Source organism: Streptomyces sp. NPDC048671 (assembly GCF_055587045.1).
Genome location: NZ_JBVJHB010000006.1, coordinates 210,793 through 234,271 on the forward strand (window position 1 = coordinate 210,793; position 23,479 = coordinate 234,271).

Below are 23,479 nucleotides of genomic sequence, written 5' to 3' on the forward strand. Positions count from 1 at the left end.
GATTGAGGCCGGGCTTCCGGGTGAAATGATCACGATCAAACATCGCCGCCGCCGGCCGGGGCACGACGTACAACGACGCGATCCCGCCGTTGATGCGGCGGTGGCCGACTACGCCGTCATCCGCGGCAGGGCGTCATCGGCATCCCGGCGACCGGGGCGCCTGCTCCGTCTCCGCGATCGCCGGGTTCGTCGCCGGTGCGGTCGCGAGGGCCGCCGTCACGCTCCTCAGCGCCCCCGGCCCGGACAGCGTCAGCCGCCGGCGGGGTCCGGCCCCTGCCGCGTGCCCACGGCCGCCCGGTCCAGCAGGCCGGTGCGGGCGGCGAGGGCCGCCGCCTCCAGCCGGGAGCCGACGCCCAGCTTCATCAGTACCCGCTGCACATGGGTACGGGCGGTGCTCGGCGCGATCCGCATACCGGCCGCGATCAGCCGGGTGCCCTCCCCCTCCGCGACCCTGACCAGGACCTCGACCTCGCGCGGGGTGAGCAGCTGGAGCAGCCGCTGCCCCTCGTCGTCCGGCTGGACCGCCGGGTCGAGCAGCTCGGCGAAGGCGGCCTGGAGCAGTTGCGGCGCGACCGCCGCCTCACCGGCCCGCGCCTTGGTGATCGCCCGCTCGACGCCCTCGATGCGTTCGTCGTGACGGACGTAGCCGACGGCGCCCGCCGCGAAGGCGGCCGCGATACCCAGCGGACTCGGCACCGGTCCGAGCACCACCACGGCGATCTGCGGGCGCTCGCGCCTGATCCGCACGATCGGGTCGAAGGTGCCCGGTTCGGCGGGGGCCGCGGTGCCGAACAGGCAGACCTCGGGGGCCCTGCTGACCACCAGGTCGGCCGCTCCGGCGGTGGGCGCGGCGGCGGCGAGGACCCGGTGACCACGTAGCTTGAGTGCCGAGGCGAGCGCCTCGGCGAGCAGTCGGTGGTCATCGACCACCATCAGCCGCACGGCCATCGAGCAACCCCCCTACCGACGCCAGGCCCCCCGGCCCGCTAGACCCGGCAAGTTACACGCATGTTCGACGCCGCGCGCGCCTTAGCCGGCAGAAGGCCCACGGAATGCCGCATCGGGTGTCATTCAGGCTCACTTGAGGGTCGGAAAACGACCGGCCCTGCCGGTCGACTGATCGACCGGCAGGGCCCGTTGCGGTACTGACTACTCGTCAGTTCGCGCCGAAGGCGACGACGAGGTACTCCTTGTCGCCCAGCGAGCTCTCCCGCGGCTTGCTGATCATCTTCTCGGAGATGTACAGCCGCCCGCCGCTGTAACGGAATTCGGCGTAGTCCGCGGAGAAGCTGGTCTCCGCGTCCCGGACCGACTCGTCGCTCGGGTTCTCCAGCAGCACGGTCTCCTTGAAGGTGCTGCCGTCGATGGAGACGACCTGGCCGCCCTTGTCGTACGGGGGCTCCTTGTACGCGATGATGTTGCCGCCGTCCATGCGGAGCGGGAACATCGTGTAGCGGTCGCCCGCGTCGGCCCGGTCACCGGTCTGCTTGCCGGTGGTCAGGTCGAAGGAGACGATCTCGTTGGTGTCGCCGTACTCGCCGCCGCCCTCGTGCTCCTCGGTCGGCAGGTAGATGCGGTTGTTGCCGACCGCGAGCTGCTGGCAGCTCTCCACCTCGGTGGACCCGCACTTCGCCGCGTACTTCTCCGCGTCGGCCGGGATCCTGACGAGCAGCTTGCCGGTGGCCGCGTCGATCGAGAAGAAGTCGGAGATCCCGCTGCCGTCGCCCGCGGTGTCGCCCACGTCGGCGGCGACGACCAGGGGCTTGGTGGAGACGATGCTCGCGTACTCGACACCGGGCGGCATCTTGTACGAGGAGAGCGGGGCGCCCGTGGTCGGGTTCAGCGCCTGGATGGTGAGCTGGGGGTCGTCGTACTTACCGCACTTGCGGACCACGGCGAGTGCCTCGCCGCCGCCGTACCCGGTGTCGAAGCAGCCGTCGGTGCTGACCTTCGGCTTCCAGCGCTCGGCGCCGGTGTTCAGGTCGAAGGCGGCACCGCCGTCGCTGCCGGCCGCGGCGACCGTGGTGCCGCTGAGGGTGACCTCATCGAACCGGACGGGGGCGTCGCCGCCGGTGGCGGCGGTCACCGACTTGCTCCACATGAGCTTGCCGGTGTTCAGGTCGAGGGCACCCACCTGGTTGCAGCTCTGGTACTTCTTCGACGCGGTCCGCTTGCCCTCCTCGAAGGCGACGGCCGTCTTGAAGTCCTTGGTCATGTGCCGGGAGGCGGCGCAGAGCTGGCCGGGCAGCGCGATCGACCAGAGCTTGGTGCCCTTGGCCGGGTCGTAGCCGATGACCTCGTTGACGCCCGTCTTCACGTACGCCTTGTCGGTCAGCCAGGAGCCGTCGACCGTGGTGACCTCGGTGACCTTGGGCTGCGGCAGCTGGAAGGCGACCATGCCCTTGGTGTTCGAGGGGACCTTCTCCTTGCCGCTGCCGCCGAGGCCCTTGCCGTCGCCGCCCTTGCTCTCGCCCTCGGTGCCGGCGGACGTGGACGCCTCGTCCTTCTTCTTGCCGCCGTCGTCCCCGCTGGAGGAGTACCAGACACCGGCGCCGACGATCAGCACCACGGCGACCGCAGCGGCCACGATGATCTGCGCCTGGGTGGAGAACTTCTTCGGCCCGTTCCCGCCCGGCGGCTGGTACGGCTGCTGCATCGGGGTGGTCGGGTACCCGTAGCCCTGCTGCGGCGGCTGGCCCTGCTGCGGATAGCCGTAGCCCTGCTGTGGATAGCCGTAGCCCTGCTGCGGCTGCTGGCCCTGCGGGAGTCCGTAGCCGGGCTGCGGCGGCTGGCCCTGCGGGGGCGCCTGCGGGTAGCCGTAGCCCGGCTGCTGCGCGGGCTCGCCGGCGGGCGGCGGGGTGCCGTATCCGCCCGGAGGCGGGGTCGGCGCGGTGGCCGGCGGCTTGCCGAGCGGGTCGGCGGGCGGCGGCGTCGGCGCGCCGAAACCACCGGGCGGCGGGTCCTGCGGTGCGCCGAACCCGCCCTGGGGCGGCTCGTTGGGCGGCGGCTGGGGCGGCTGGGGCGGCTGCGTCATGGCGTTGCGTACCTCTGGAGAAGGGGAGTCGAGTCGGTGGGCCGGGGCCGGCCGCGGGCGGTTCTGCCGTCCGCGGCCGGCCGGGTTCCTGCGGGTGCCGTGGGGAGCCGTTACTTGCCGAAGACCATCATGGTCTTCGTCTCCAGCTCTTCCTTGTCGTTACTGGCGCTGACCCGCCCGCTCGCGATGAACGAACGGCCGCCCTCGTAGAGGACCTTCTCGTTGTAGAAGGAGCTCTCGATCGCCGACGTCGAGTCCGGGTGCTTGAGCAGCATCCGCGGGGTGCCGCCGGTCTGCGCCAGGCTGGCGATCCCGCCGCCCTTGCTGTAACCGGCGTCCACGCGGAGCAGCAGGTCGCCGCCCTCCATCCGCAGCGGCCGCATCGTCTGCTCGGCCGGGGCGTTCGCCTTCCACTTCGTCTTGCCGGTGTTCAGGCTGAACGCGACGACCTTGTTGGTCCGGGCGGAGCCGCTCGTGTCGTCCTGCGTCGCCATGTAGAGCGTGTTGGCGTCGGCCGCGACACCTGCGCAGCCGTCCACGGACTTGCCGAAGATGGCGAAGGCGTTGCCGCAGCCGGTCGCGAACTTGTCGCCCTCCTCACTGACCACCTGGGAGCGGAGCGAGCCGTTCTCCTTGAGCGCGAGGATGCTCCACTTCTTGCTTTCACCTCTGCCCTTGGTCAGCGAGACGACGAGCGGGCTCACCGAGTAGAACCGGTCGATCTCCCAGCCGCGCGCGGGCTTGTACGTCCACTTGGGCTTCCCGGTGACCGGGTCGACCTCCTCGACCTCGTGCTGCGGGTTCTCGACGTCGCCGGTGCGGCAGTTGGTGGCGGCGATCAGCTTGGTACCGCCCGCGAAGGAGAACGGCTGGCAGTTGCCGTCCCGCTTGCCGAACAGCTCCTTGCCGTCGCTCACCCGGAAGGCGTTGGAGCCGTTGGTGCGGCCGACCGTCACGGTGTCGCCGCTGATCGCGAGGGCGATGTCCGACAGCATGTCGAACAGGCCACTGCTCTTGATCGACTTCTTCCAGCCGGTCTTGCCGGTGTTGAGGTCGATCAGCTGGAGGTCCGAGCAGTCCGCCTTGGAGGTGGTGCCGTTCTTCACCGCTATGACGATCTTGCCGTCGGTGGTGGTCTGCGCCGGCGCGGAGCAGATGTCCGTGCCCAGCTTCAGCGTCCACTTCTGCTTGCCGTCGGCCACCGAGAAGCCGGAGACGGTGCGGTACATGCCCTTGACGACGGTGTCGCCGACTATCCACGGGCCGTACACGTCGGCGCCGTTGCGCGGGAGGTCGACGTCGTTCTTCTGGAGCCAGAGGACCTTCGCCTCGCCCTGCTTGCGCCCGCCGTTCAGGTCGTCGTCGCCCTCGCGGCCGGTGCCGTTGCCGTCGCCCTCGTCCACGGACGGCGAGGAGGACGGCTTCTGGACGCCGTCGCTCTTCTCCGCGACGGGCTTCTTGTCGTCGTCGCCCCCGCTCGTGGCCAGGTAGACACCGCCGCCGACGACCAGGAGGGCCGCGACCGAGGCACAGATGATCGCCAGGGGCTTCCCCTTGAAGGGCCCGCGGCCGCCGGGACCCCCCGGTCCGCCGGCGACGGGTGCGCCGGGGTACTGCTGCTGCGGATAGCCGTAACCGGGCTGCTGCGGCTGACCGTACGGACCCGGCTGCTGCGGCTGACCGTACGGGCCGGGCTGCTGGGCGTAGGGGCCCGGCTGCTGGGGCTGGCCGTACGGACCCGGCTGCTGCGGCTGGTCGTAGGGGCCGGGCTGCGGCTGGCCGTACGGGGGCTGCTGCGGCTGGCCCGGCTGCTGCGGGTAGCCGTAGCCGGGCTGCGCGGACGGCGGGCCCGGCGGGGCGGCCGGTGCCTGGGGCGGCTGCGCGGGCGGCGGCGGCGACTGCGGCGGGCCCTGGGGCGGCTGAGGTACCCCATGCGGCGGCTCCTGCGGAGCGCCGAAGCCTCCCTGCGGCGGTTGCTGGCTGGGCGGCTGGGTCATCAGCGCGTCCCCCTTCGTGCGGTCCGGTGCCCGTTCCGGACTCCCCCGCGATTCCGCCGGGGTTCCGGGAGTCGGACAAGACCCCCTGAATCCCCAGCGAAATGGAGCGAATCGGGCATGGATCCCGCAGTGTTACGACAGTCGAGCGGGGCTTCTTTGTACCACCCGCCCCACCGCGTCCCCCGGTTCGGTCCACCCCTGTGCCCAAGGGAGGACCGGCCCGTGATGCCGCCGTTACGCCAAGGGCCTGGACATGACCTAGCTGCCGAAGGCGACCATCGACCGCGTCCTGATCTCCTCGTCGTTCATACCGCTGATCCTCGTCTGACCGATGACGGTGCGTCCGTCCGCGTAGACGATGCGCGGCTGGATGAACTGGCGCTCGACCTCCGCACCCGAAGCCGGGTGCCGCACCACCATCTCCCACTTCCCGCCGGTGGGCGGGAGCGAGGCGATGCCGCCCCCCTTGCCCTTGCTCGGCGCGAGATACATCAGCAGCTTGCCGCCCTCCGTCCGCATCGGGCTGAGGGACTGCTCGGCCGGGGAGGAGACCGTCCACTTGTGCTTGCCGGTGGCCAGATCGAAGGCGGCGACCTTGTTGCCGTCACCGACCTTGATGTCGACGGGCCCGGTCGACATGTAGAAGGTGTTCGCGTCGGCGGCCACCCCGAGGCAGTTGTCGAGGTTGGAGCCCTGGACGATCACGTCCTTGTCGCACTTGGGCGCGTAGTCGCCGGGTCCGCCCGAGAGCTGGGAACGGTAGGTGCCGTTCGTGTTGAGCGCCAGGATCGCCCACTTGTCCGGCTTCTTGAGCGAGATCACCGGGGGGTCGGCGGAGTAGATCTGCGCGATCTCCCAGCCCTTCTTGACCTTGTACGACCACAGCACCTTGCCGGTGACCGGGTCCATCTTCTGGACCAGCTGCTCCTTGTGGTCGTCCGCGGCGGTCTGGCAGCTGGCCGCCGCGATGGCCACATCGCCACTGGCGAATCCGAACGGCTGGCAGTTGCCCGGCAGTTTCCCGAACAGCACCTTGCCGTCGCTGACCCGGAAGGCGTCGGTCCTGGAGGTGCGCCCCACGGTCACGGTGTCGCCGTTTGTCGCCATCCTGAGATCGGAGAGCCCGTCCCAGACGCCCTGGCGGACGTACGTCTTGTGCCAGCCGGCCTTGCCGGTCCCGAGGTCGATCATCTGGAGGGCGTTGCACTCCGAGTCACGCGAGGTGGTGTGCCTGAGACCCAGGACGATCTTGCCGTCGGCGGTGGCCTGCGAGGGCGCCCCGCACGCGTTGCTGGGCAGTCGCAGGCTCCACTTCAGCTTGCCGTTCGTGACGTCGTAGCCCGTGACGGTGTGGTACATCGCCTTGACGATGGTGTCGCCGAAGATCCACGGGCCGTACACGTCCTCGCCGCCCTCGGGCAGGTCGACGCCGCTCTCCTGGAGCCAGAGCATCTTCGCCTCGCCGGGCTTGCGCTCGGCGTTGACCGCGGCGGTCTCCGCGTCGGGGCGGAGCTGGTCGTCGTTATAGTTCTTCCGCTTGCTCGGCGAGGGCGAGGGGGAGGAGTCCGGCGGCCCGGAGCTCGACTCCGGTCCGGCCGTGGGCTTTCCGCTGCCGCCCTCCCCGTCGAGGGCGAACCAGATGCCGGCGCCGGCCAGGAGCGCCACCGCGAGCACGGCACCGACGACCGCCCCGGTCCGGCCGCGGAAACGCCCCGCGCCGCGAGGCCCGCCGGACCGCGGCGGCTGCGACGGCGGCGGCTGCTGGCCCGGATAGCCGTAGCCCTGCGGCTGCGGTTGCTGGCCCGGATAGCCGTAGCCCTGCGGCTGCTGCCCGTACGGGCCGGGCTGCGGCGGATACCCGTATCCCGGTGCGGGCTGCGGCGGTTGGCCGTGGACCGGCGCGGGCGGTACGGGCTGTACGGGCTGTACGGGTGGCGCGGGCGGTCCGTACGGGCCGGGCTGCGCGGGCGCCGCGTACGGGCCGGACGGCTGTGCCGTGCCCTGACCCGGTGGCGGGAACGTCTCGGGCGGCGGGCCGTACGGGGCCCCGAACTCACCCTGCGGCGGCTGCTGTCCGGGCGGCTGGCTCATCGGCCCGTCCCCCTGTTCCTTTGTCACCTGCGGTGTGGCGCGGTCCGGCTACCGCGCCGGGCAAGATCTCTTTCTACCATCTGCCCCACAGGCCTCACAGACTCCACAGACCCCACAAGCCCCATCAGCCGCACCCGCCCCGCCAGTTGCGCGGGACAACCCACTACAGGCCCTAGGGTGCGGCTGATGCGGTGTCAGGCGTCCTCGGCCAGTTCCAGCCAGCGCATCTCCAGCACATCGCGCTCCGCCACCAGTTCACGCAGCTCGGCGTCCAGCTTCGCCACCTTCTCGAAGTCCGTGGCGTTGTCGGCGATCTGGGCGTGCAGCGTCGTCTCACGGGTCGACATCTTGTCGAGCTGCCGCTCGACCTTCTGCAGTTCCTTCTTCGCCGCACGTGCCTCCTGCGGCGAAACGCCCGGGGCCGGTGCGGCGGCGGCGGGCTGCGAGGCCGACGTGGGAGCGACGGCGGCGGGGGTGCCCGCCGCCGCCATCTGCCGCCTGCGCTCCAGGTACTCGTCGATGCCGCGCGGCAGCATCCGCAGCGAGCGGTCGCCGAGGAGCGCCAGCACCCGGTCCGTGGTCCGCTCGATGAAGAACCGGTCGTGGGAGATCACGATCATCGACCCGGGCCAGCTGTCGAGCAGGTCCTCCAGCTGGGTCAGGGTCTCGATGTCGAGGTCGTTGGTGGGCTCGTCGAGGAAGAGGACGTTGGGCTCGTCCATCAGCAGCCGCAGGATCTGGAGCCGCCGCCGCTCACCGCCCGACAGGTCACCGACCGGGGTCCACTGCTTCTCCTTCGTGAACCCGAACTGCTCGCAGAGCTGGCCCGCGGTCATCTCCCGGCCCTTGCCGAGGTCGACCCGGTCGCGCACCTGCTGCACCGCTTCGAGCACCCGCAGGTTCGGGTTGAGCTCCGCGACCTCCTGGGAGAGGTAGGCCAGCTTGACCGTCTTGCCGACGATGATCTTCCCTGCCGCGGGCTGCTCCTCGCCCTGGGTGCGGGCGGCCTCGGCCAGTGCCCGCAGCAGCGAGGTCTTGCCCGCGCCGTTGACCCCGACCAGGCCGATCCGGTCGCCGGGGCCGAGCTGCCAGGTGAGGTGGGTGAGCAGCGTCTTGGGCCCGGCCTGGACGGTCACGTCCTCCAGGTCGAAGACGGTCTTGCCGAGCCGGGCGTTGGCGAACTTCATCAGCGCGCTGGTGTCGCGGGGCGGCGGCACGTCGGCGATCAGCTCGTTGGCCGCCTCGATGCGGTAGCGCGGCTTGGACGTACGGGCGGGGGCGCCGCGCCGCAGCCAGGCCAGCTCCTTGCGCATCAGGTTCTGCCGCTTGCCCTCCTCGGTGGCGGCGATCCGCTCCCGTTCGGCACGGGCGAAGACGTAGTCGCTGTAGCCGCCCTCGTACTCGTGGACCGTGCCGCGCTGGACGTCCCACATGCGCGTGCAGACCTGGTCGAGGAACCACCGGTCGTGGGTGACGCAGACCAGCGCCGAGCGGCGGGCGCGCAGATGGCCGGCCAGCCAGGAGATCCCCTCGACGTCGAGGTGGTTGGTCGGCTCGTCGAGGACGATCAGGTCCTGTTCGGCGATGAGCAGCTTCGCGAGCGCGATCCGGCGGCGCTCTCCGCCGGAGAGCGGGGCGATGACGGTGTCCAGGCCGTGCTCGAAGCCCGGCAGGTCGAGGCTGCCGAAGAGCCCGGTCAGCACATCGCGGATCTTGGCGCTGCCCGCCCACTCGTGGTCGGCCAGGTCGCCGATGACCTCGTGGCGGACCGTCGCCCGCGGGTCGAGCGAGTCGTGCTGGGTCAGGACACCGAGACGCAGCCCACCGTTGTGGGTGACGCGGCCGGTGTCCGCGTCCTCCAGCTTGGCGAGCATCCGGATGAGGGTCGTCTTGCCGTCTCCGTTACGACCGACGACACCGATCCGGTCTCCATCGGACACGCCGAGGGACACACCGTCGAGCAGCGCACGGGTGCCGTACACCTTGCTGACCTGCTCGACATTGACGAGGTTGACGGCCACGTACGCTCCAGCTCGAAGGAAAACACTGACCTTCAGCGTAGTCGCCACGGTGCGGAGCTCCGTACGAGCGCCCGTTCCACCCGTACGGGGGCGGGTCCGGGACCGGCCTCCGCAGGCCACAGGGGCCGTTTCCCGGCACGTGCGGTACCTTGCCCGAAATGATCAAGGCCCGGGGGGCCGGGCCCGGGATTTCGCCGGGGTGGGGAACTTCATGGTGGGTCGTACGGTTCGGGGGCTCGTCCCCGTACTGCTGGTCGCGGGAGCGCTGGCCGGATGTTCGACGGAGTCGGACGAAGGCGCCGGGGCGGGGGCGTCACCGGGCGGTGGAGCGACGGCCGGGAACGCTGCCGGGAAGACCGTGGCGGCCAAGGGCGGCACGGTCGGGGGCGCCGGTTCCGGGTGCGCGCTGCGTGTCACCTTCGACGTGGCGGAGCGGTGGAAGGCGCAGGCCGTCACCATCGAGTCCGACTCGCCCGTGGACGCCGCCCTGGGCACGCAGGGCCCGGTCTCCATGGTCTGTGAGATCGACGCGAAGCCCGCCGGGCACCTCGGGTTCCTGCGGGTGTGGCAGGGCGACGGCAAGGGCGGCACACCGCGTCAGGCGCTGGAGGGCTTCGTGGCGGCCGACGAGAACGCGTCGAAGACGGCGTACACCCGGAGCACGGTCGGGAAGCTGGCCGTGACCGAGGTCTCCTACACCGTCCACAGCAAGGTCATGGAGGAGTCGCGCGAGGCGCGGGCCTTCGCCGTCGCCACCCCGGACGGACCGGTCGTGGTGCACCTGGGCGGGCTGGACTCCCAGGAGCACCGGGCCATGTTGCCCGCGTACGAGCTGGCGAAGCGGAGCCTGCGGCTCGGCTGAGCCGGGCCGCCGCCTCCCCGGCGCCCCCCGTCAGCGGAGCGTTGCGCCCGGCGCCGGGGACGTGGCGATCCGGGCGTTGCGGCACGTCCCCGAGGCCATCAGCGCGTCGGCGACCTTGCGGGCGGACGCCTCGTCCTCGGCCAGGAACGCCGTGGTCGGCCCGGAACCGGAGACCAGCGCGGCCGCCGCACCGGCGGTGGTGCCCGCCGCCAGGGTGTCGGCCAGCGAGGGCCGCAGCGACAGCGCCGCGGGCTGGAGGCCGTTGCTCAGGGCGGCGGCGAGGGCGGCGGGGTCCCCGGCCCGCAGAGCGTCCAGGAGCGCGCCGGAAGCGGCCGGCTCGGGCACCGGCGTCCCCGCCGTGAGCCGGTCGAACTCGCGGTACACGGCCGGGGTGGAGAGGCCGCCGTCGGCGACCGCGAAGACCCAGTGGAAGGTGCCGCCGACCTCGACCGGGGTCAGCCGCTCGCCGCGTCCCACCCCGAGGGCCGCGCCGCCGACCAGGCTGAACGGGACGTCGCTGCCCAGCTCCGCGCAGATGGCCAGGAGCTCGTCGCGGGTGGCGCCGGTGGACCAGAGCGCGTCGCAGGCCAGCAGGGCGCCGGCCCCGTCGGCGCTGCCGCCCGCCATTCCGCCCGCGACCGGGATGTCCTTGTCGATGTGGATGTGCACCCGGGGGTCGATGCCGTGCCGCCCGGCCAGGGCGATCGCGGCGCGGGCGGCGAGGTTGGTGGCGTCCAGCGGGACCTGGGCGGCGTCCGGCCCGGAGCAGGTGATGCGCAGCTCGTCGGCCGGGGTGACGGTGACCTCGTCGTAGAGGCCGACGGCGAGGAAGACGTTGGCCAGGTCGTGGAAGCCGTCGGGGCGCGCGGCACCGACCGCGAGCTGGACGTTGACCTTGGCCGGTACCCGGACGGTGACGCTCACTCGGCACTCCCGGCGGGCTTGTTCTCGGCGGCCGGGAGGTCCCCGGCGGGCTCGTCGGCGGCCGGGAGGTCCCCGGCGGGCTTGTTCTCGGCGGTGTCGCTCACGGGCCGCGCGGGCTTGTTCTCGGCGATGGCGGCGAACTCCTCGACGGTCAGTGCCTCGCCGCGGGCCTGCGGCGAGATCCCGGCCGCGACCAGGGCGGCTTCTGCGGCGGGCGCGGAGCCCGCCCAGCCGGACAGGGCCGCGCGCAGGGTCTTGCGGCGCTGGGCGAAGGCGGCGTCGACGACCGCGAAGACCTCGGCCTTGCTCGCCGTGGTCGCGACCGGCTCGGCCCGGCGCACCAGGGACACCAGTCCCGAGTCGACGTTCGGGGCGGGCCAGAAGACCTTGCGTCCGATGGAGCCGGCGCGCTTGACGTCCGTGTACCAGTTGGCCTTCACCGACGGCACTCCGTAGACCTTGTTGCCCGGCCGCGCGGCCAGCCGGTCGGCGACCTCGGCCTGGACCATGACGAGGGTCCGCTCGATGGTCGGGAAGCGGTCGAACATGGTGAGCAGTACGGGCACGGCGACGTTGTACGGAAGGTTGGCGACCAGCGCGGTCGGCGGCGGGCCCGGCAGTTCCCGTACCTGCATCGCGTCCGCGTGGACGAGGGTGAACCGGTCCGCGCGCCCCGGCATCCGGGCGGCGACCGTGGCCGGCAGGGCGCCCGCGAGCACGTCGTCGATCTCGACGGCGACGACCCGGTCGGCCGCCTCCAGCAGTGCCAGGGTCAGCGAGCCGAGACCGGGGCCGACCTCGACCACCACGTCGTCGGGGCGGACTTCCGCGGTCCGCACGATCCGCCGGACCGTGTTGGCGTCGATGACGAAGTTCTGGCCGCGCTGCTTGGTGGGGCGTACGCCCAGCGTCGCGGCCAGCTCGCGGATGTCTGCGGGGCCCAGGAGGGCGTCGGGCTCTGTGGTGCTCACCCGTCAAGCCTACGGCCGCCGGGCGGCCCGGGATCTCGCCCTTGGCGCCCGGGACGCCGACGGGGACCGCGTCCGCATAACCCTCCGGGGCAGCGCAACCACCCAACGTCGTGAAGACGCGGTCAGTAGTCGAAAGCGCGAGCCGTGTTGTCGGCGATCGCCGAAGCCAGGGTGTCCTCGTCGATGCCCTTCACCGCCGCCATGGCGCGCAGCGTGACCGGAATCAGATACGGCGCGTTGGGCCGCCCGCGGTAGGGGGCGGGGGTCAGGAACGGTGCGTCCGTCTCGACCAGGACCAGCTCCGTGGGCGCGACGGCCAGGGCGTCGCGCAGCGGCTGGGCGTTCTTGAAGGTCATGTTGCCCGCGAAGGACATGAAGTACCCGGCGTCCGCGCAGATCCGGGCCATGTCCGCGTCGCCGGAGTAGCAGTGGAACACGGTCCGCTCGGGGGCGCCCGCGTCGGCCAGGACGCGCAGCACATCGGCGTGCGCCTCGCGATCGTGGATGACGAGCGCCTTGCCGTGCCGCTTGGCGATCTCGATATGGGCCCGGAAGGACTCCTCCTGGGCCGCCATGCCCTCGGGGCCGGTCCGGAAGTAGTCGAGTCCGGTCTCCCCGACGCCCCGTACCTGGTCCAGCGCGGCCAGTGCGTCGATCTCGGCGAGGGCCTCATGGAGAGCCGCCGTCCCGCCCGCCTCGCGCGCCCCCTGCCGCGACCACCCGTCCGGGTCCCCGTGCACGATGCGCGGCGCCTCGTTGGGGTGCAGGGCCACCGCGGCGTGCACGCCCGGGTGAGCGGCGGCGGTCTCGGCGGCCCAGTGCGAGCCCTTCACGTCGCAGCCCACCTGGATCACGGTCGTCACGTTCACCGCGGCGGCCCTGGCCAGGCCCTCCTCCACGGTGCCGTCCTGCATGTCCAGGTGGGTGTGCGAATCGGCGACCGGTACCCGGAGGGGTTCGGGCAGCGGCGGGGCTTCGGTACGGCTCATGGCCACGATCGTACGAGGACCGTGGCCCGCGGCTCACTTGCGGTGGAAGGGGTGCAGCAGGCCGGCGAGGTGCCAGTGGTGCTCGCCCGCCGGAGCGGCGGTTGCGGCCACGGCCTCGGCCTTGCGTTCACGGGTGTCGGCGGCGGCGTCAACGGCGTCGGCGGGCCGGCGGTTCTGGAGCAGCTGCTGAACCGTCGAGACCCGGCCGGCCCGCATGATCCGCACGACGTGCCCGCCGCAGTTGGTGCAGGTGGGCGTGGAAAGGGGGGAGGGCACTCGTTCGCCGTCCGCCTTGTAGACCACGAAAGCGTTGTTGGAAGCGTCGACGTGGTGCTCTATTTCGTAGGCCTGTTCCCAGCCGTGTCCGCACCTCATGCAGGCGAAGGCATATGCCTCGTGCACGGTTGTTGTCGCTGCGATCTCACTCATGCCTGCTCCTCTTGTCCGCCGGACAAGCACTCCGGAGAATGCGTCCTGATATCCAGTGGACGCCTTTACCGGCAGAAGCGCACCGGGCCCTGTCGAGTGTTGGAGCGGTCTTGGCCTTCTCGTGGCAAAAGGGGGCGGTACGCGGCTCTCGCTTTGCCTTTCACGATAGTCCTTTGCCCTCCGCCGGGCCGGTCCGAGCCGCGTTCTTTGCTGCCACTACCGCGTCGAAGACCTCGCGTTTGGGCAGCCCGGCGGCGGCGGCGACGGCGGCGATCGCCTCCTTGCGCCGCTCCCCCGCCTCCTCGCGCACCTGCACCCTGCGCACCAGCTCCCCGGCGTCCAGTTCCTCGGCGGAGTCGGCGGCGCCCTCGACGACGACGGTGATCTCGCCGCGTACGCCTTCGGCCGCCCAGGCGGCGAGTTCGCCCAGCGGACCGCGCTTCACTTCCTCGTACGTCTTGGTCAGCTCCCGGCAGACGGCGGCGCGCCGGTCGGCGCCGAACACCTCGGCCATCGCGGCGAGGGTGTCGTCGAGCCGGTGCGGGGCCTCGAAGAAGACCATGGTGCGGCGCTCGCCGGCGACCTCGCGGAGCTTGCCGAGGCGTTCGCCGCCCTTGCGCGGCAGGAAGCCCTCGAAACAGAACCGGTCCACCGGCAGCCCGGACAGGGCGAGCGCGGTGAGCACGGCCGAGGGGCCGGGCACCGCGGTGACCTTGATGCCCTGCTCCACGGCGGCGGCGACGAGCCGGTAGCCGGGGTCGGATACGGACGGCATCCCGGCGTCCGTGACCAGCAGCACCCGGGCGCCGCCGGTCAGCGCCTCGACGAGTTCCGGCGTACGGGCGGACTCGTTGCCCTCGAAATAGGACACGACACGCCCTGTGGTGTGGATGCCCAGCGCCTGGGTCAGCCGGCGCAGCCGGCGGGTGTCCTCGGCGGCGACGACGTCCGCCGTCTCCAGTTCGGCGGCGAGGCGTGGCGGGGCGTCCGCCACATCGCCGATGGGGGTCCCTGCGAGTACCAGCGTTCCAGTCGTCTCCGTCACAACGCCCATCCTCCCAGCACGGGCGGCAGCACTCGCACAGATGCGTTCCCTACGATGGCGCGGTGACGAGTACAGCGCCCGATGCCCGGCAGGGCCAAGACGCCGGGGATCAGTACGGCCCGGAGCCGACTTCCTGGCAGCAGCGGCTGCGCCGCTTCGGTCATTCACCGCGGCCCGGGATCGGGCTGTGGGAACGGCTGGTTCCGCCGTACACCCGCCCCGGGAGCCGGCTGTGGGCGGTGCTCGGGGTGCCCCCGGTGTACGCGGACCGGCTGCTGCGCTGGTCGGCCTGGGGCGGTCCGCTGCTGGTGACGCTGGTCGCCGGGGTGCTGCGGTTCTGGAACCTGGGCAGCCCGCACGCGGTGATATTCGACGAGACGTACTACGCCAAGGACTCCTGGGCGCTGATCAACCAGGGGTACGAGGGGGCCTGGCCCAAGGACGTCGACAAGCTGATCCTGGACGACCCGTCCAAGGTGAGCATCCCGATCGACCCCGGCTATGTGGTGCACCCGCCGGTCGGCAAGTGGATCATCGGGATCGGTGAGCAGATCTTCGGCTTCACCCCGTTCGGCTGGCGGTTCATGGTCGCGGTGCTCGGCACGCTGTCGGTGCTGATGCTGTGCCGGATCGGCCGCAGGCTCTTCCGCTCGACGTTCCTGGGCTGCCTGGCGGGCGCGCTGCTCGCGGTGGACGGGCTGCACTTCGTGATGAGCCGCACCGCGCTGCTCGACCTGGTGCTGATGTTCTTCGTGCTGGCCTCGTTCGGCTGTCTGCTGATCGACCGGGACTGGGCGCGGCGCCGGCTCGCGGCCGCGCTGCCGGTCGACGCGGAGGGGGTGCTGCGGCCGGACGCGCGGATCGCGGAGCGGCTGCGGCTCGGCTGGCGGCCGTGGCGGATCGCGGCCGGACTCATGCTCGGTCTGGCCTTCGCCACCAAGTGGAACGGCCTGTACATCCTGGTCGCGTTCGGCCTGATGACGGTCCTGTGGGACGTGGGCGCCCGGCGTACGGCGGGCGCGGTGCGGCCGTACGTGGCGGTGCTGAAGCGGGACCTGGTCCCGGCGTTCGTCTCCACGGTGCCGGTGGCGATCCTGACCTACGTCGCCTCGTGGACCGGCTGGATCATCCACAACTCCCCCGCCCGGCACGGCTACTACCGGGACTGGGCGGCGACCGACGGCAAGGGCGGCAGCTGGACCTGGCTGCCGGACTGGCTGCGCAGCCTGTGGCACTACGAGTACCAGGTCTACGAGTTCCACGTGAACCTGACGTCCGGGCACACCTACCAGTCCAATCCGTGGAGCTGGATCGTGCTGGGCCGCCCGGTCTCGTACTTCTACGAGGAGCAGAACGGCTGCGCCGCGTCGGAGACCGGCAAGTGCGCCCGCGAGGTGCTGGCCATCGGCACACCGCTGCTGTGGTGGGCCGCGTGCTTCGCGCTGCTGTACGTGCTGTGGCGCTGGCTCTTCCGCCGCGACTGGCGGGCGGGCGCGATCGCCTGCGGGGTGGCCGCGGGGTGGGTGCCGTGGTTCCTGTACCAGGAACGCACCATCTTCCTTTTCTACGCGGTCGTGTTCGTGCCGTTCCTGTGCCTCGCGGTGGCGATGATGATCGGCGCGATGCTGGGGCCGGCGGCGGGTACCGGGACAAAGCATGAACTGGGCCTGGCGACCGGTGACCCGTCGGGAGAACGGCGCCGGACGGTGGGGGCGGTCGCGGCGGGCGTACTGGTCCTGCTGATCGTCTGGAATTTCATCTATTTCTGGCCGCTGTATACCGGGACCCCCATTCCGGAGAATTCCTGGCGCGACCGGATGTGGCTGGACACCTGGATTTAGCCGGCCGATAGACATGTGGAGGGCGTGGCCGGTGGCCATGCCCTCCACATGTCTGTCGGCCGCTGCGGGCGTCAGGACAACTTGATGCTCCCACCGGCGTCGACGGACCCGGACTCGCCGGAGCCGATGGCACCCACAGGCCCGTCCGTGCAGGCCGCGTCGAGGAAGACTTCGACATCCGCGTCGGTCTGGTTGTCGACCTCGGCGCCCCTGTCGCCCGCCGCGTAGCAGCCGGGGCCGGGGTTGTCGTATGCCACTCCGTTGACGATCAACGTGCCACTCGCGGCGAATGCCGACTGGGTGCCGGCAAAGGCGAGCATTCCGGCAGCGGCAACGCTGCCGAGGGAGATCAGGGTTCGGCGCATGTGGGGGGTCTCCTATGTCAGGGGCACTTTCTGTGTGCCCTCACTCACCATGATCACCGCCGGTTGTGCCAGGCACCCGGATGGTCATCCCAACGGGTGGGCCCGCGTGCCTCCTTGACGGGGAAGGAAAAGAACGGGCTGGATACCCGGATATGACCGGTCTGTTCACACCACAACGGATCGCTTTCCGATAACAACCGACTCCGCTGTCGGAGCAGTCCCGTAGGGTCCCCGAAAAAGCCCCCTTGAACCTGTTCAAGGGGGCCTCCTGGGGAGGGGACCGCGCACATGCGCAGTGGAGTGAAAGTGGCCGTGATCGGCGGAGTGTTCGCGGTCGTGGTCGGCGGCGTGGGCTACGGGGCGTACAACATCCTGGACGGGCTCGGGGACAGCGGCGTCGGGGGCGGCACGAACACCGAAACCACCTCGCAGGAGGTGCGGACCGGCCCGGTCACCAAGCAGGAGATAGCCGAGACCTCGAAGAAGTTCCTCGCGGCGTGGGCGAAGGGCGACGCGGCCGTCGCGTCCCAGCTCACGAACAACGCGGGCGATGCCGAATCGCTTCTGACGCAGTACAGCGAGTCGGCGCATGTGACCAAGGCCGTGATCACCCCCGGCACGCCGACCGGCTCGAAGGTCCCGTACACGGTCAGGGCGACCGTCTCGTACAAGGGGAAGACGAAGCCCTGGTCGTACGACTCCGACCTGACCGTGGTGCGCGGACTGACCACCGGCCACGCGCTCGTCGACTGGAAACCCTCCGTCGTCCACCCGGAACTGCGGGCCGACGAGACACTGGAGACGGGCGAGGCGTCGACCGCGTCGATCGAGGCGGTCGACCGCAACGGCCAGGTGCTCAGCAAGGAGAAGTACCCCTCGCTGGGCGGCATCCTGGACGAGCTGCGCAAGAAGTACGGCGAGAAGGCCGGCGGCACCACCGGCATCGAGACCTGGATCAACAGCGCGAACGCGGACGGCGCGGACAGGACGCTGCTGACCCTGGCCAAGGGGAAGCCGGGCAGGGTCCCGACCACCCTGGACGCACGGGTCCAGGCGGCGGCCGAGCACGCGGTGAAGCAGTTCGAGGAGTCGTCGGTGGTGGCCGTCGAACCGTCGACCGGCGCGATCCGGGCGCTCGCCAACAACCGCGCGGACGGCTTCGACGCCGCGCGGAAGGGCTCGGTGGCCCCCGGCTCGACGATGAAGATCGTGACGGCCGCGATGATCATGCAGAACGGCCTCGGCGGCGCGAACTCACCGGTCGAGTGCCCGTCCCAGGTGACGTGGATGGGCGTGCCCTTCCACAACCTGGACAACTTCTCGATGCCGAACCCCACCTTGCAGAGCGCCTTCGCACGCTCCTGCAACACCGCGTTCATCAAGCCCGTGAGCCCGCTGGGCGACAAGGCCGACACGGCGCTCCGCGAGGAGGCCGGGCAGTACTTCGGGATCGGCCAGGAGTGGCGGACCGGCGTGGTGACCGTCGACGGCAGCGTGCCGGCGTCGGAAGGCGCGGAGACGGCGGCGTCGTACATAGGCCAGGGCAAGGTGCAGATGAACCCGCTGAACATGGCGTCGATCACCGCGACCGCCGTGACCGGCCAGTTCCGGCAGCCCTACATCGTCGCGAAGGACCTGGACAACCGGGTCTTCGCCGTCGCGAACCCACTGCCGAACGGGGTCTCGGCGCAGCTGAAACAGATGCTGCGCTACACCGCGACGGCCCAGGAGGGCACCGCCACCGCCGCCATGGCGAACGTGGGCGGCGACAAGGGCGGCAAGACGGGCTCGGCGGAGATCGACGGCCACGCCACGTCCGACAGCTGGTTCACCGGCTTCAGCAACGACCTGGCGGCAGCGGCCCTCGTCCAGTCCGGCGGCCACGGCGGCACCGCGGCCGGCCCGGTCGTCGCGGAGGTCCTGCGCGCGGGGCCGTGAGCGGGGGAGCGGGCGGCACAGAAGGAACTGTCCGGCGCACGGACAGCCGCCCGGAAGGCCGAAGCCACCCACCGCCGCCGGGTACGCAGCGCCGAGGCGGACGTCGCCTACCTGCGCGAGCCGAGACGCGTCCGGAACGACACCACCGGACGCTCAGAGACGGGTCTCCGTCTCGACGCGCTCACCGCCCACCAGAGCGGCGATCCCCGTATCCCCCGAGCGCGCCAGGATCTCGACGGCGCCCATGCGCGCTGGCACGCGCTCACCGGCCGCCGCCCCCGCTGACCGGAACCAGGTACCACGTGACACCGCTCGTCGCCACAGCCGTCCTGATCGCCGCGTTCACGCACGCCGGCTGGAACGCGATCGCGCACGCGATCAAGGACCAGCTGATCTCGTTCACCCTGATCTCCGGCGGCGGGCTGCTGATCGGCGCGGCCGCCGCCTTCTTCGTCCCGTTCCCGGCGGCGGACGCCTGGCCGTACCTGGCCTTCTCCGCCGCCCTGCACGTGGCGTACATGCTGCTGCTGATGCGCTCGTTCACCCTGGGCGACTTCGGCCAGATGTACCCGATCGCCCGCGGCACCGCCCCGCTGGTGGTCACCGTCCTCGCCGCCGTCTTCGTGGGCGAGCGCCCGGACGGCTGGGCCACGGCCGGCGTCGCGGTGGCCTCGGCGGGACTGGTCGGGCTGGCCCTGTGGGGCATCCGAGGCTCCGGCAAGCGCCCCCACTGGCCCGCGATCCTGGCCGCGCTGGCGACGGGCCTGGCCATCGCCGGCTACACGACGGTCGACGGCGTGGGCGTACGCGCCTCGGGCAGCTCGCTCGGGTACATCGCCTGGCTGATGATCCTGGAAGGCGTAGTGATCCCCCTCTACGCCCTGCACCGCCGCCGCTCCGCCCTGACCGCCCAGCTCCGCCCGTACGCGCTGCGCGGCCTGCTCGGCGCGGCCCTGTCGGTCACCGCGTACGGACTCGTCCTGTGGGCCCAGACCCGAGCGGCCCTGGCCCCGGTGGCGGCCTTGCGCGAATCCTCGATCATCGTCGGCGCGGCCATCGGCACGGTGTTCTTCAAGGAACGCTTCGGCGCCCCGCGTATCGCGGCGGCCGGGCTGATGGTGGTGGGTATCGGGTTGATGCTGCATACGAGTTGAGGAGGCTGTGCGCGTCGGCCCCGTACACGGCCGTCGCCGACCTACGGCTCCTGGCTGAACTGGATCGAGGCCGAGTTCGCGGCACTGCGCTACTTCGCCCTGAACGGCACCGACCATCGAAGCCACGGCGAGCAGAACGCGGCCATCGCCGCCTACATCCGCTGGCGCAATGCCCGCGCCGAGCCGAAGACGGCGTTCGCGCCCGACTCACCGATCCGGTCCTGGACCGAATACCCGGCCAGGTTGAGTGCCGAGCCTTTGGTTCCTACGCGGCCGCCGCCACTGTGCCGGGAGCGTCAACTTCGCGGTAGCTGATTCACCCTGAGCAAGGGTGGGCGTAAGAGGTGCAATAGGGGCTTTCGGTCAAGACAGTGGTGGCACGAGAGAGATGGGAGGCGTGTGTGGCGGGAGCGGTGTGCCGACGGCGGGGGGTGCCCCGGGGCCGGCTTCGCAAACTTTCCGCGCGGGGTTGGCTGACCCCATTCGAGCATCACTTTACGTGTTCACGCGAATGCGGTGCGCTTCTGGTGGTTTCGGCTCCGCCACGGTGCGCAGATGTGCGGCCGGTCGGCGGTGCACTCCAGCAGTGTCGTCTCGAAGGGAAGAACCATGACTACACCTCCTGCTGCTCCGCTCCGGGTTGCCCTGGTCAACGGCAGCTTCGAACAACCCGCTGTGACCGGTGTGGAGATCCTGCCGGACTCCTCACAGATGCAGGCGGCCAAGCGGGTCCCGGGCTGGCTCACCACCGCCTCCGACCACATGATCGAGCTGTGGCATTCGGGTTTCAACGGTGTGCCGGCGGCTGAGGGCGCCCAGTTCGCCGAGCTCAACGCGTACCAGGTCTCCACGCTCTACCAGGACCTGCCGACTACGCCCGGTACGAAGCTGTACTGGCGGCTGTATCACCGTGGCCGCCAGGGGGATGACACCATGGCGCTGGACATCGGCGCGCCGGGCTCCACGGTGCAGCAGAGGCGCTTCACCGACGGCAACACCGCCTGGGGTTACTACACAGGCACCTACACCGTCCCCGCGGGCCAGACGCTGACGCGCTTCGCCTTCCGTTCCATCTCTGCCGCCGGCGGCAATCCCAGCATCGGCAACTTCCTGGACGGCATCTTCTTCGGCACCGCCCCCTACGTGGTGCTCGCCAAGACCGCTGTTCCCGCGGGGCCGCTGGAGGTGGGCGACGTCGTCACCTACCGCGTCACCGCCAAGAACGAGGGCGGCGGCGGGGCCGAGAACCTCATCCTGACCGACGTCATCCCGCAGGGAACAACGTATCTGCCCGGTTCCCTGCGTGTCGTCGACGGCCCGAATGCCGGAGCGAAGAGTGATACGCAAGGTGACGACCAGGCGTACTACGACGCTCAGGCGAACAAGGTCGTCTTCCATCTCGGCAACGGCGCTTCCGGCGCGGCGGGGGGCAGCCTGCCCAACACCGAGTCCCTGCCGTCAGGGACCACGGTGGAGTACCGGGTCACCATCGGCCGGGCCAGCGGCGGCAATCAGATCAGCAACACCGCAACCGCCTCCTACGAGAACAGGCTCGGCGACAAGCCAGAGCCATTGACGTCCACCTCCAACCAGCAGGTCACGCAGGTCAAACCGGCTGCCGACCTGACCGTGACAAAGGCAGCCGACGCGACTACCGTCACCGTCGGCCAGACCGTGACCTACCGCATCACCGTCCACAACACCGGCCCGAACCAGGCCACCGGCGTCACCGTCACCGACCAGCTCCCCGACGGCCTCACCTTCCTGTCCGCCGACGGCACACCCGGAAGCTATGACCCGGCCACCGGGCAGTGGGCCGTGGGCGACCTGGCCGACGGCGCCACCGCCACCCTCGTCCTGAGGGCCAAGGCCACCAAGGCGGGCCGGACCAGCAACGCCGCAACCGCCACCAGCAACGAAAAGGACCCCGACACCACCAACAACACCGACACCGCGACCATCTGCGTCGAACCGGCCCCCTCCTGCTGCGACCCCTGCTCCACCCAGAAGTAGCCCCCAGGCATGCGCCTCACAGGCTGCTGCCGACAACGGCCCCCGGCACGACCCCGGTCGGGGACACAGCCGGGGGCACGGTCACGGCCTCAAATGGTGATGGCGAGCTGACGGCTCAAGGGCAGCACGCGGATCGCCGCACCCGCTGATCACGGCCCCCGCGGAACCCGCCCGCGACGTCAACGGCGATCCCGTCGCCGCGTTGTCGCGGCATCGGGAGGCGCTGATCCTCCAGTCGGAAGGGGGGCGCCCAGGCGATCAGGCAGATGTGGAGTGACTGAGAGAAGGTGTTCGATGTGCGGTACGACCCCACCGAGCTGGTGTGGCGGACGAGCAGCTACAGCAGTGGTAACGGTCAGTGCGTCGAGGTTGCTGACGCCCAGGGCGCGGTGCCTGTGCGGGATGGCAAAGCTGTAGGTGGTCCGGTCCTGATCTTTGGCCTCGGCACCTGGTCAGCCTTCGTGGCCGGCATAGACGGGGACGACATCCGTCGTCACAGACCGCCCAGGGCGAACGCTGCCTGATGGCACTAGACGTGGGCTCGGAGGGTCTCGTCGAGCCAGTCGTACATGTGCTGGTGGAGGGTGGAGCGGCCGCCGTAGCTGCAGTGTTCACCGGCGCCCTCCGTCTCGGGGAGGGAGATGAGGGTGCTCGGGCTCTTGAGGGCCTGGTGCACGCGGAGTGGTTCGCCGTTGAAGGCGAAGTCGTTGTCCGGGTCGAAGACGAGGGCCTGGGTGGTGATCTGCTGGGCGACGCCCTCAAGGGTGTAGGAGCGGGAGCGGCGCACGTAATCAGGGATGGAGTCGGCGCCGAAGGTCCAGACGCCGTTGCGTAGAGCCCAGCGCAGGGATGTGCTGTGTGCAAGGGCCAGCGGCAGGACCTGCTCGACTTCTTCGTCCCGGCCGTCCAGGACCCACTGCAGCAGCCACGACGGGACCAGCCGGGTGGTGGCGTCGTAGTAGCTGTAGATGCCGCCGTCCAGTACGAGGGCCGCGGCGCGGTGCTCGAAGGCGGCGGCGCGGGCGGTCAGGTGGCCGCCGAAGCTGTAGCCGTGCAGCGCGACGCGGTCGGGATCGACCTCCGGTCGGGTGAGGGCGTAGTCGACGACCGGGGTGAGGACTGCCTCCCAGTCGGGGCGGAAGAACAGGCGCTGCTCGCGCAGGGCGGCGCCCTGTCCGGGGCCGTCATAGGCGAGGCAGTTGTAGCCGCGGCGCAGGGCGGCCGCCGCGACGGCGAAGTACGACTCTTCCAGGATCGAGTCGAAACCGCTGGTGAAGATGACGGTTGGGCGCGGGGTCGCGGAGTCGTCGACCAGGAAGAGGTAGCCGGGCAGGGCCGTGTTCTCGTAAGGGATCGAGACTGGCTCGACCGGGGTGTCCAGGTGGGTGGCGGCCGTGGCGAACGTGCTGCGTGCCAGGCGCGAGAGCTCTTTGGCCCGGTCATCGTCGAAGGGGTTGTCGCGGAGGTAGAACTCGGCGGTGCGGTAGTAGTTCGAGGCCCTCAACAGGGCTTCGCGAGCGCTGACTCGGTGGCCGGCGGCCAGCGCCTTCTCGCCCAGAGCGTGGACGCGGGCGGCGGTAGCGCGCCACTGCTGGTACCAGGCGTCCTCATCGCCGTCGGGGATGGCACGGGCAGTGACGATGATTTCCCCGAGATCGGCGCCGCCATAGGGGGCGAAGCAGGCGGTGCGCAGGGTCTCGAAAGCGAAGGACTCGTCGTCGAAGAGGAACTTCATGGCTGTCTCCCATCATCCATTGCCGAGACGGTACGGTTCCGTCTCGCTTCGAGTGCGACCGTACCCCTCG

General features: G+C 70.9%; 18 protein-coding genes. 6 read left to right on the top strand and 12 right to left on the bottom strand.

Going from position 1 to position 23,479, the window contains the following annotated elements; all coding sequences use genetic code 11:
* Window positions 1-249: 249 nt before the first annotated feature.
* From ACZ6S6_RS14160 to ACZ6S6_RS14180, 5 genes are all read right to left on the bottom strand, one after another.
* The gene (locus ACZ6S6_RS14160; protein WP_362955104.1) at window positions 250-948 is read right to left on the bottom strand and encodes a response regulator transcription factor; all 699 of its coding nucleotides are present in this window, start codon (window positions 946-948) and stop codon (window positions 250-252) included.
* Window positions 949-1,156: 208 nt separating this feature from the next.
* The gene (locus ACZ6S6_RS14165) at window positions 1,157-3,034 is read right to left on the bottom strand and encodes an outer membrane protein assembly factor BamB family protein (protein WP_469705801.1); all 1,878 of its coding nucleotides are present in this window, start codon (window positions 3,032-3,034) and stop codon (window positions 1,157-1,159) included.
* A gap of 110 nt (window positions 3,035-3,144) precedes the next feature.
* Window positions 3,145-5,031 (bottom strand): outer membrane protein assembly factor BamB family protein, encoded by a 1,887-nt coding sequence (locus ACZ6S6_RS14170; protein ID WP_469705802.1) that lies wholly within the window; start codon window positions 5,029-5,031, stop codon window positions 3,145-3,147.
* Window positions 5,032-5,289: 258 nt separating this feature from the next.
* Entirely contained in the window at window positions 5,290-7,122 is a 1,833-nt protein-coding gene (locus tag ACZ6S6_RS14175) for an outer membrane protein assembly factor BamB family protein (protein WP_469705803.1), read from the bottom strand.
* Window positions 7,123-7,316: 194 nt separating this feature from the next.
* Complete coding sequence (locus ACZ6S6_RS14180; protein WP_469705804.1) at window positions 7,317-9,143, bottom strand: ABC-F family ATP-binding cassette domain-containing protein; 1,827 nt, start codon at window positions 9,141-9,143, stop codon at window positions 7,317-7,319.
* Window positions 9,144-9,354: 211 nt separating this feature from the next.
* On the opposite strand from ACZ6S6_RS14180, the gene ACZ6S6_RS14185 reads away from it, so the two are divergent.
* Entirely contained in the window at window positions 9,355-10,005 is a 651-nt protein-coding gene (locus ACZ6S6_RS14185; RefSeq protein WP_469705805.1) for a lipoprotein, read from the top strand.
* 30 nt (window positions 10,006-10,035) lie between these two features.
* On the opposite strand, the gene ACZ6S6_RS14190 is transcribed toward ACZ6S6_RS14185, so the two are convergent.
* The 5 genes from ACZ6S6_RS14190 to rsmI form a co-directional block, all read right to left on the bottom strand.
* Complete coding sequence (locus tag ACZ6S6_RS14190) at window positions 10,036-10,929, bottom strand: 4-(cytidine 5'-diphospho)-2-C-methyl-D-erythritol kinase (RefSeq protein WP_469705806.1); 894 nt, start codon at window positions 10,927-10,929, stop codon at window positions 10,036-10,038.
* Window positions 10,926-11,900: a 16S rRNA (adenine(1518)-N(6)/adenine(1519)-N(6))-dimethyltransferase RsmA gene (gene rsmA / locus ACZ6S6_RS14195; protein WP_469705807.1), complete on the bottom strand. Its 975-nt coding sequence runs from the start codon at window positions 11,898-11,900 to the stop codon at window positions 10,926-10,928. The genes ACZ6S6_RS14190 and rsmA overlap by 4 nt, the downstream gene beginning before the upstream one ends.
* 122 nt (window positions 11,901-12,022) lie before the next feature.
* Window positions 12,023-12,889, bottom strand: a complete 867-nt coding sequence (locus tag ACZ6S6_RS14200; protein ID WP_469705808.1) for a TatD family hydrolase — start codon at window positions 12,887-12,889, stop codon at window positions 12,023-12,025.
* Window positions 12,890-12,922: 33 nt separating this feature from the next.
* Window positions 12,923-13,318, bottom strand: coding sequence for a hypothetical protein (locus tag ACZ6S6_RS14205; RefSeq protein ID WP_362955119.1), 396 nt, complete (start codon window positions 13,316-13,318; stop codon window positions 12,923-12,925).
* A 160-nt stretch (window positions 13,319-13,478) separates the two neighbouring features.
* Window positions 13,479-14,372, bottom strand: a complete 894-nt coding sequence (gene rsmI / locus ACZ6S6_RS14210; protein ID WP_362955121.1) for a 16S rRNA (cytidine(1402)-2'-O)-methyltransferase — start codon at window positions 14,370-14,372, stop codon at window positions 13,479-13,481.
* Between the two features lie 53 nt (window positions 14,373-14,425).
* Between rsmI and ACZ6S6_RS14215 the strand changes: the two genes are divergently transcribed.
* The gene (locus ACZ6S6_RS14215) at window positions 14,426-16,204 is read left to right on the top strand and encodes a dolichyl-phosphate-mannose--protein mannosyltransferase (RefSeq protein ID WP_469705809.1); all 1,779 of its coding nucleotides are present in this window, start codon (window positions 14,426-14,428) and stop codon (window positions 16,202-16,204) included.
* 71 nt (window positions 16,205-16,275) lie between these two features.
* On the opposite strand, the gene ACZ6S6_RS14220 is transcribed toward ACZ6S6_RS14215, so the two are convergent.
* Window positions 16,276-16,569 (bottom strand): hypothetical protein, encoded by a 294-nt coding sequence (locus tag ACZ6S6_RS14220; RefSeq protein ID WP_362955125.1) that lies wholly within the window; start codon window positions 16,567-16,569, stop codon window positions 16,276-16,278.
* Window positions 16,570-16,857: 288 nt separating this feature from the next.
* Between ACZ6S6_RS14220 and ACZ6S6_RS14225 the strand changes: the two genes are divergently transcribed.
* The 4 genes from ACZ6S6_RS14225 (at window position 16,858) to ACZ6S6_RS14240 (ending at window position 22,198) form a co-directional block, all read left to right on the top strand.
* Window positions 16,858-18,507, top strand: coding sequence for a penicillin-binding transpeptidase domain-containing protein (locus ACZ6S6_RS14225; RefSeq protein ID WP_469705810.1), 1,650 nt, complete (start codon window positions 16,858-16,860; stop codon window positions 18,505-18,507).
* Window positions 18,508-18,809: 302 nt separating this feature from the next.
* Window positions 18,810-19,661: an EamA family transporter gene (locus ACZ6S6_RS14230; RefSeq protein WP_362955129.1), complete on the top strand. Its 852-nt coding sequence runs from the start codon at window positions 18,810-18,812 to the stop codon at window positions 19,659-19,661.
* 609 nt (window positions 19,662-20,270) lie between these two features.
* Entirely contained in the window at window positions 20,271-21,674 is a 1,404-nt protein-coding gene (locus tag ACZ6S6_RS14235) for a DUF7507 domain-containing protein (RefSeq protein WP_469705811.1), read from the top strand.
* A gap of 320 nt (window positions 21,675-21,994) precedes the next feature.
* Window positions 21,995-22,198: a DUF397 domain-containing protein gene (locus tag ACZ6S6_RS14240; protein WP_469705937.1), complete on the top strand. Its 204-nt coding sequence runs from the start codon at window positions 21,995-21,997 to the stop codon at window positions 22,196-22,198.
* 5 nt (window positions 22,199-22,203) lie between these two features.
* Here the strand turns inward: ACZ6S6_RS14240 and ACZ6S6_RS14245 are convergent, their stop codons facing one another.
* Entirely contained in the window at window positions 22,204-23,409 is a 1,206-nt protein-coding gene (locus tag ACZ6S6_RS14245) for an alpha/beta hydrolase family protein (RefSeq protein ID WP_469705812.1), read from the bottom strand.
* Window positions 23,410-23,479: the final 70 nt, after the last annotated feature.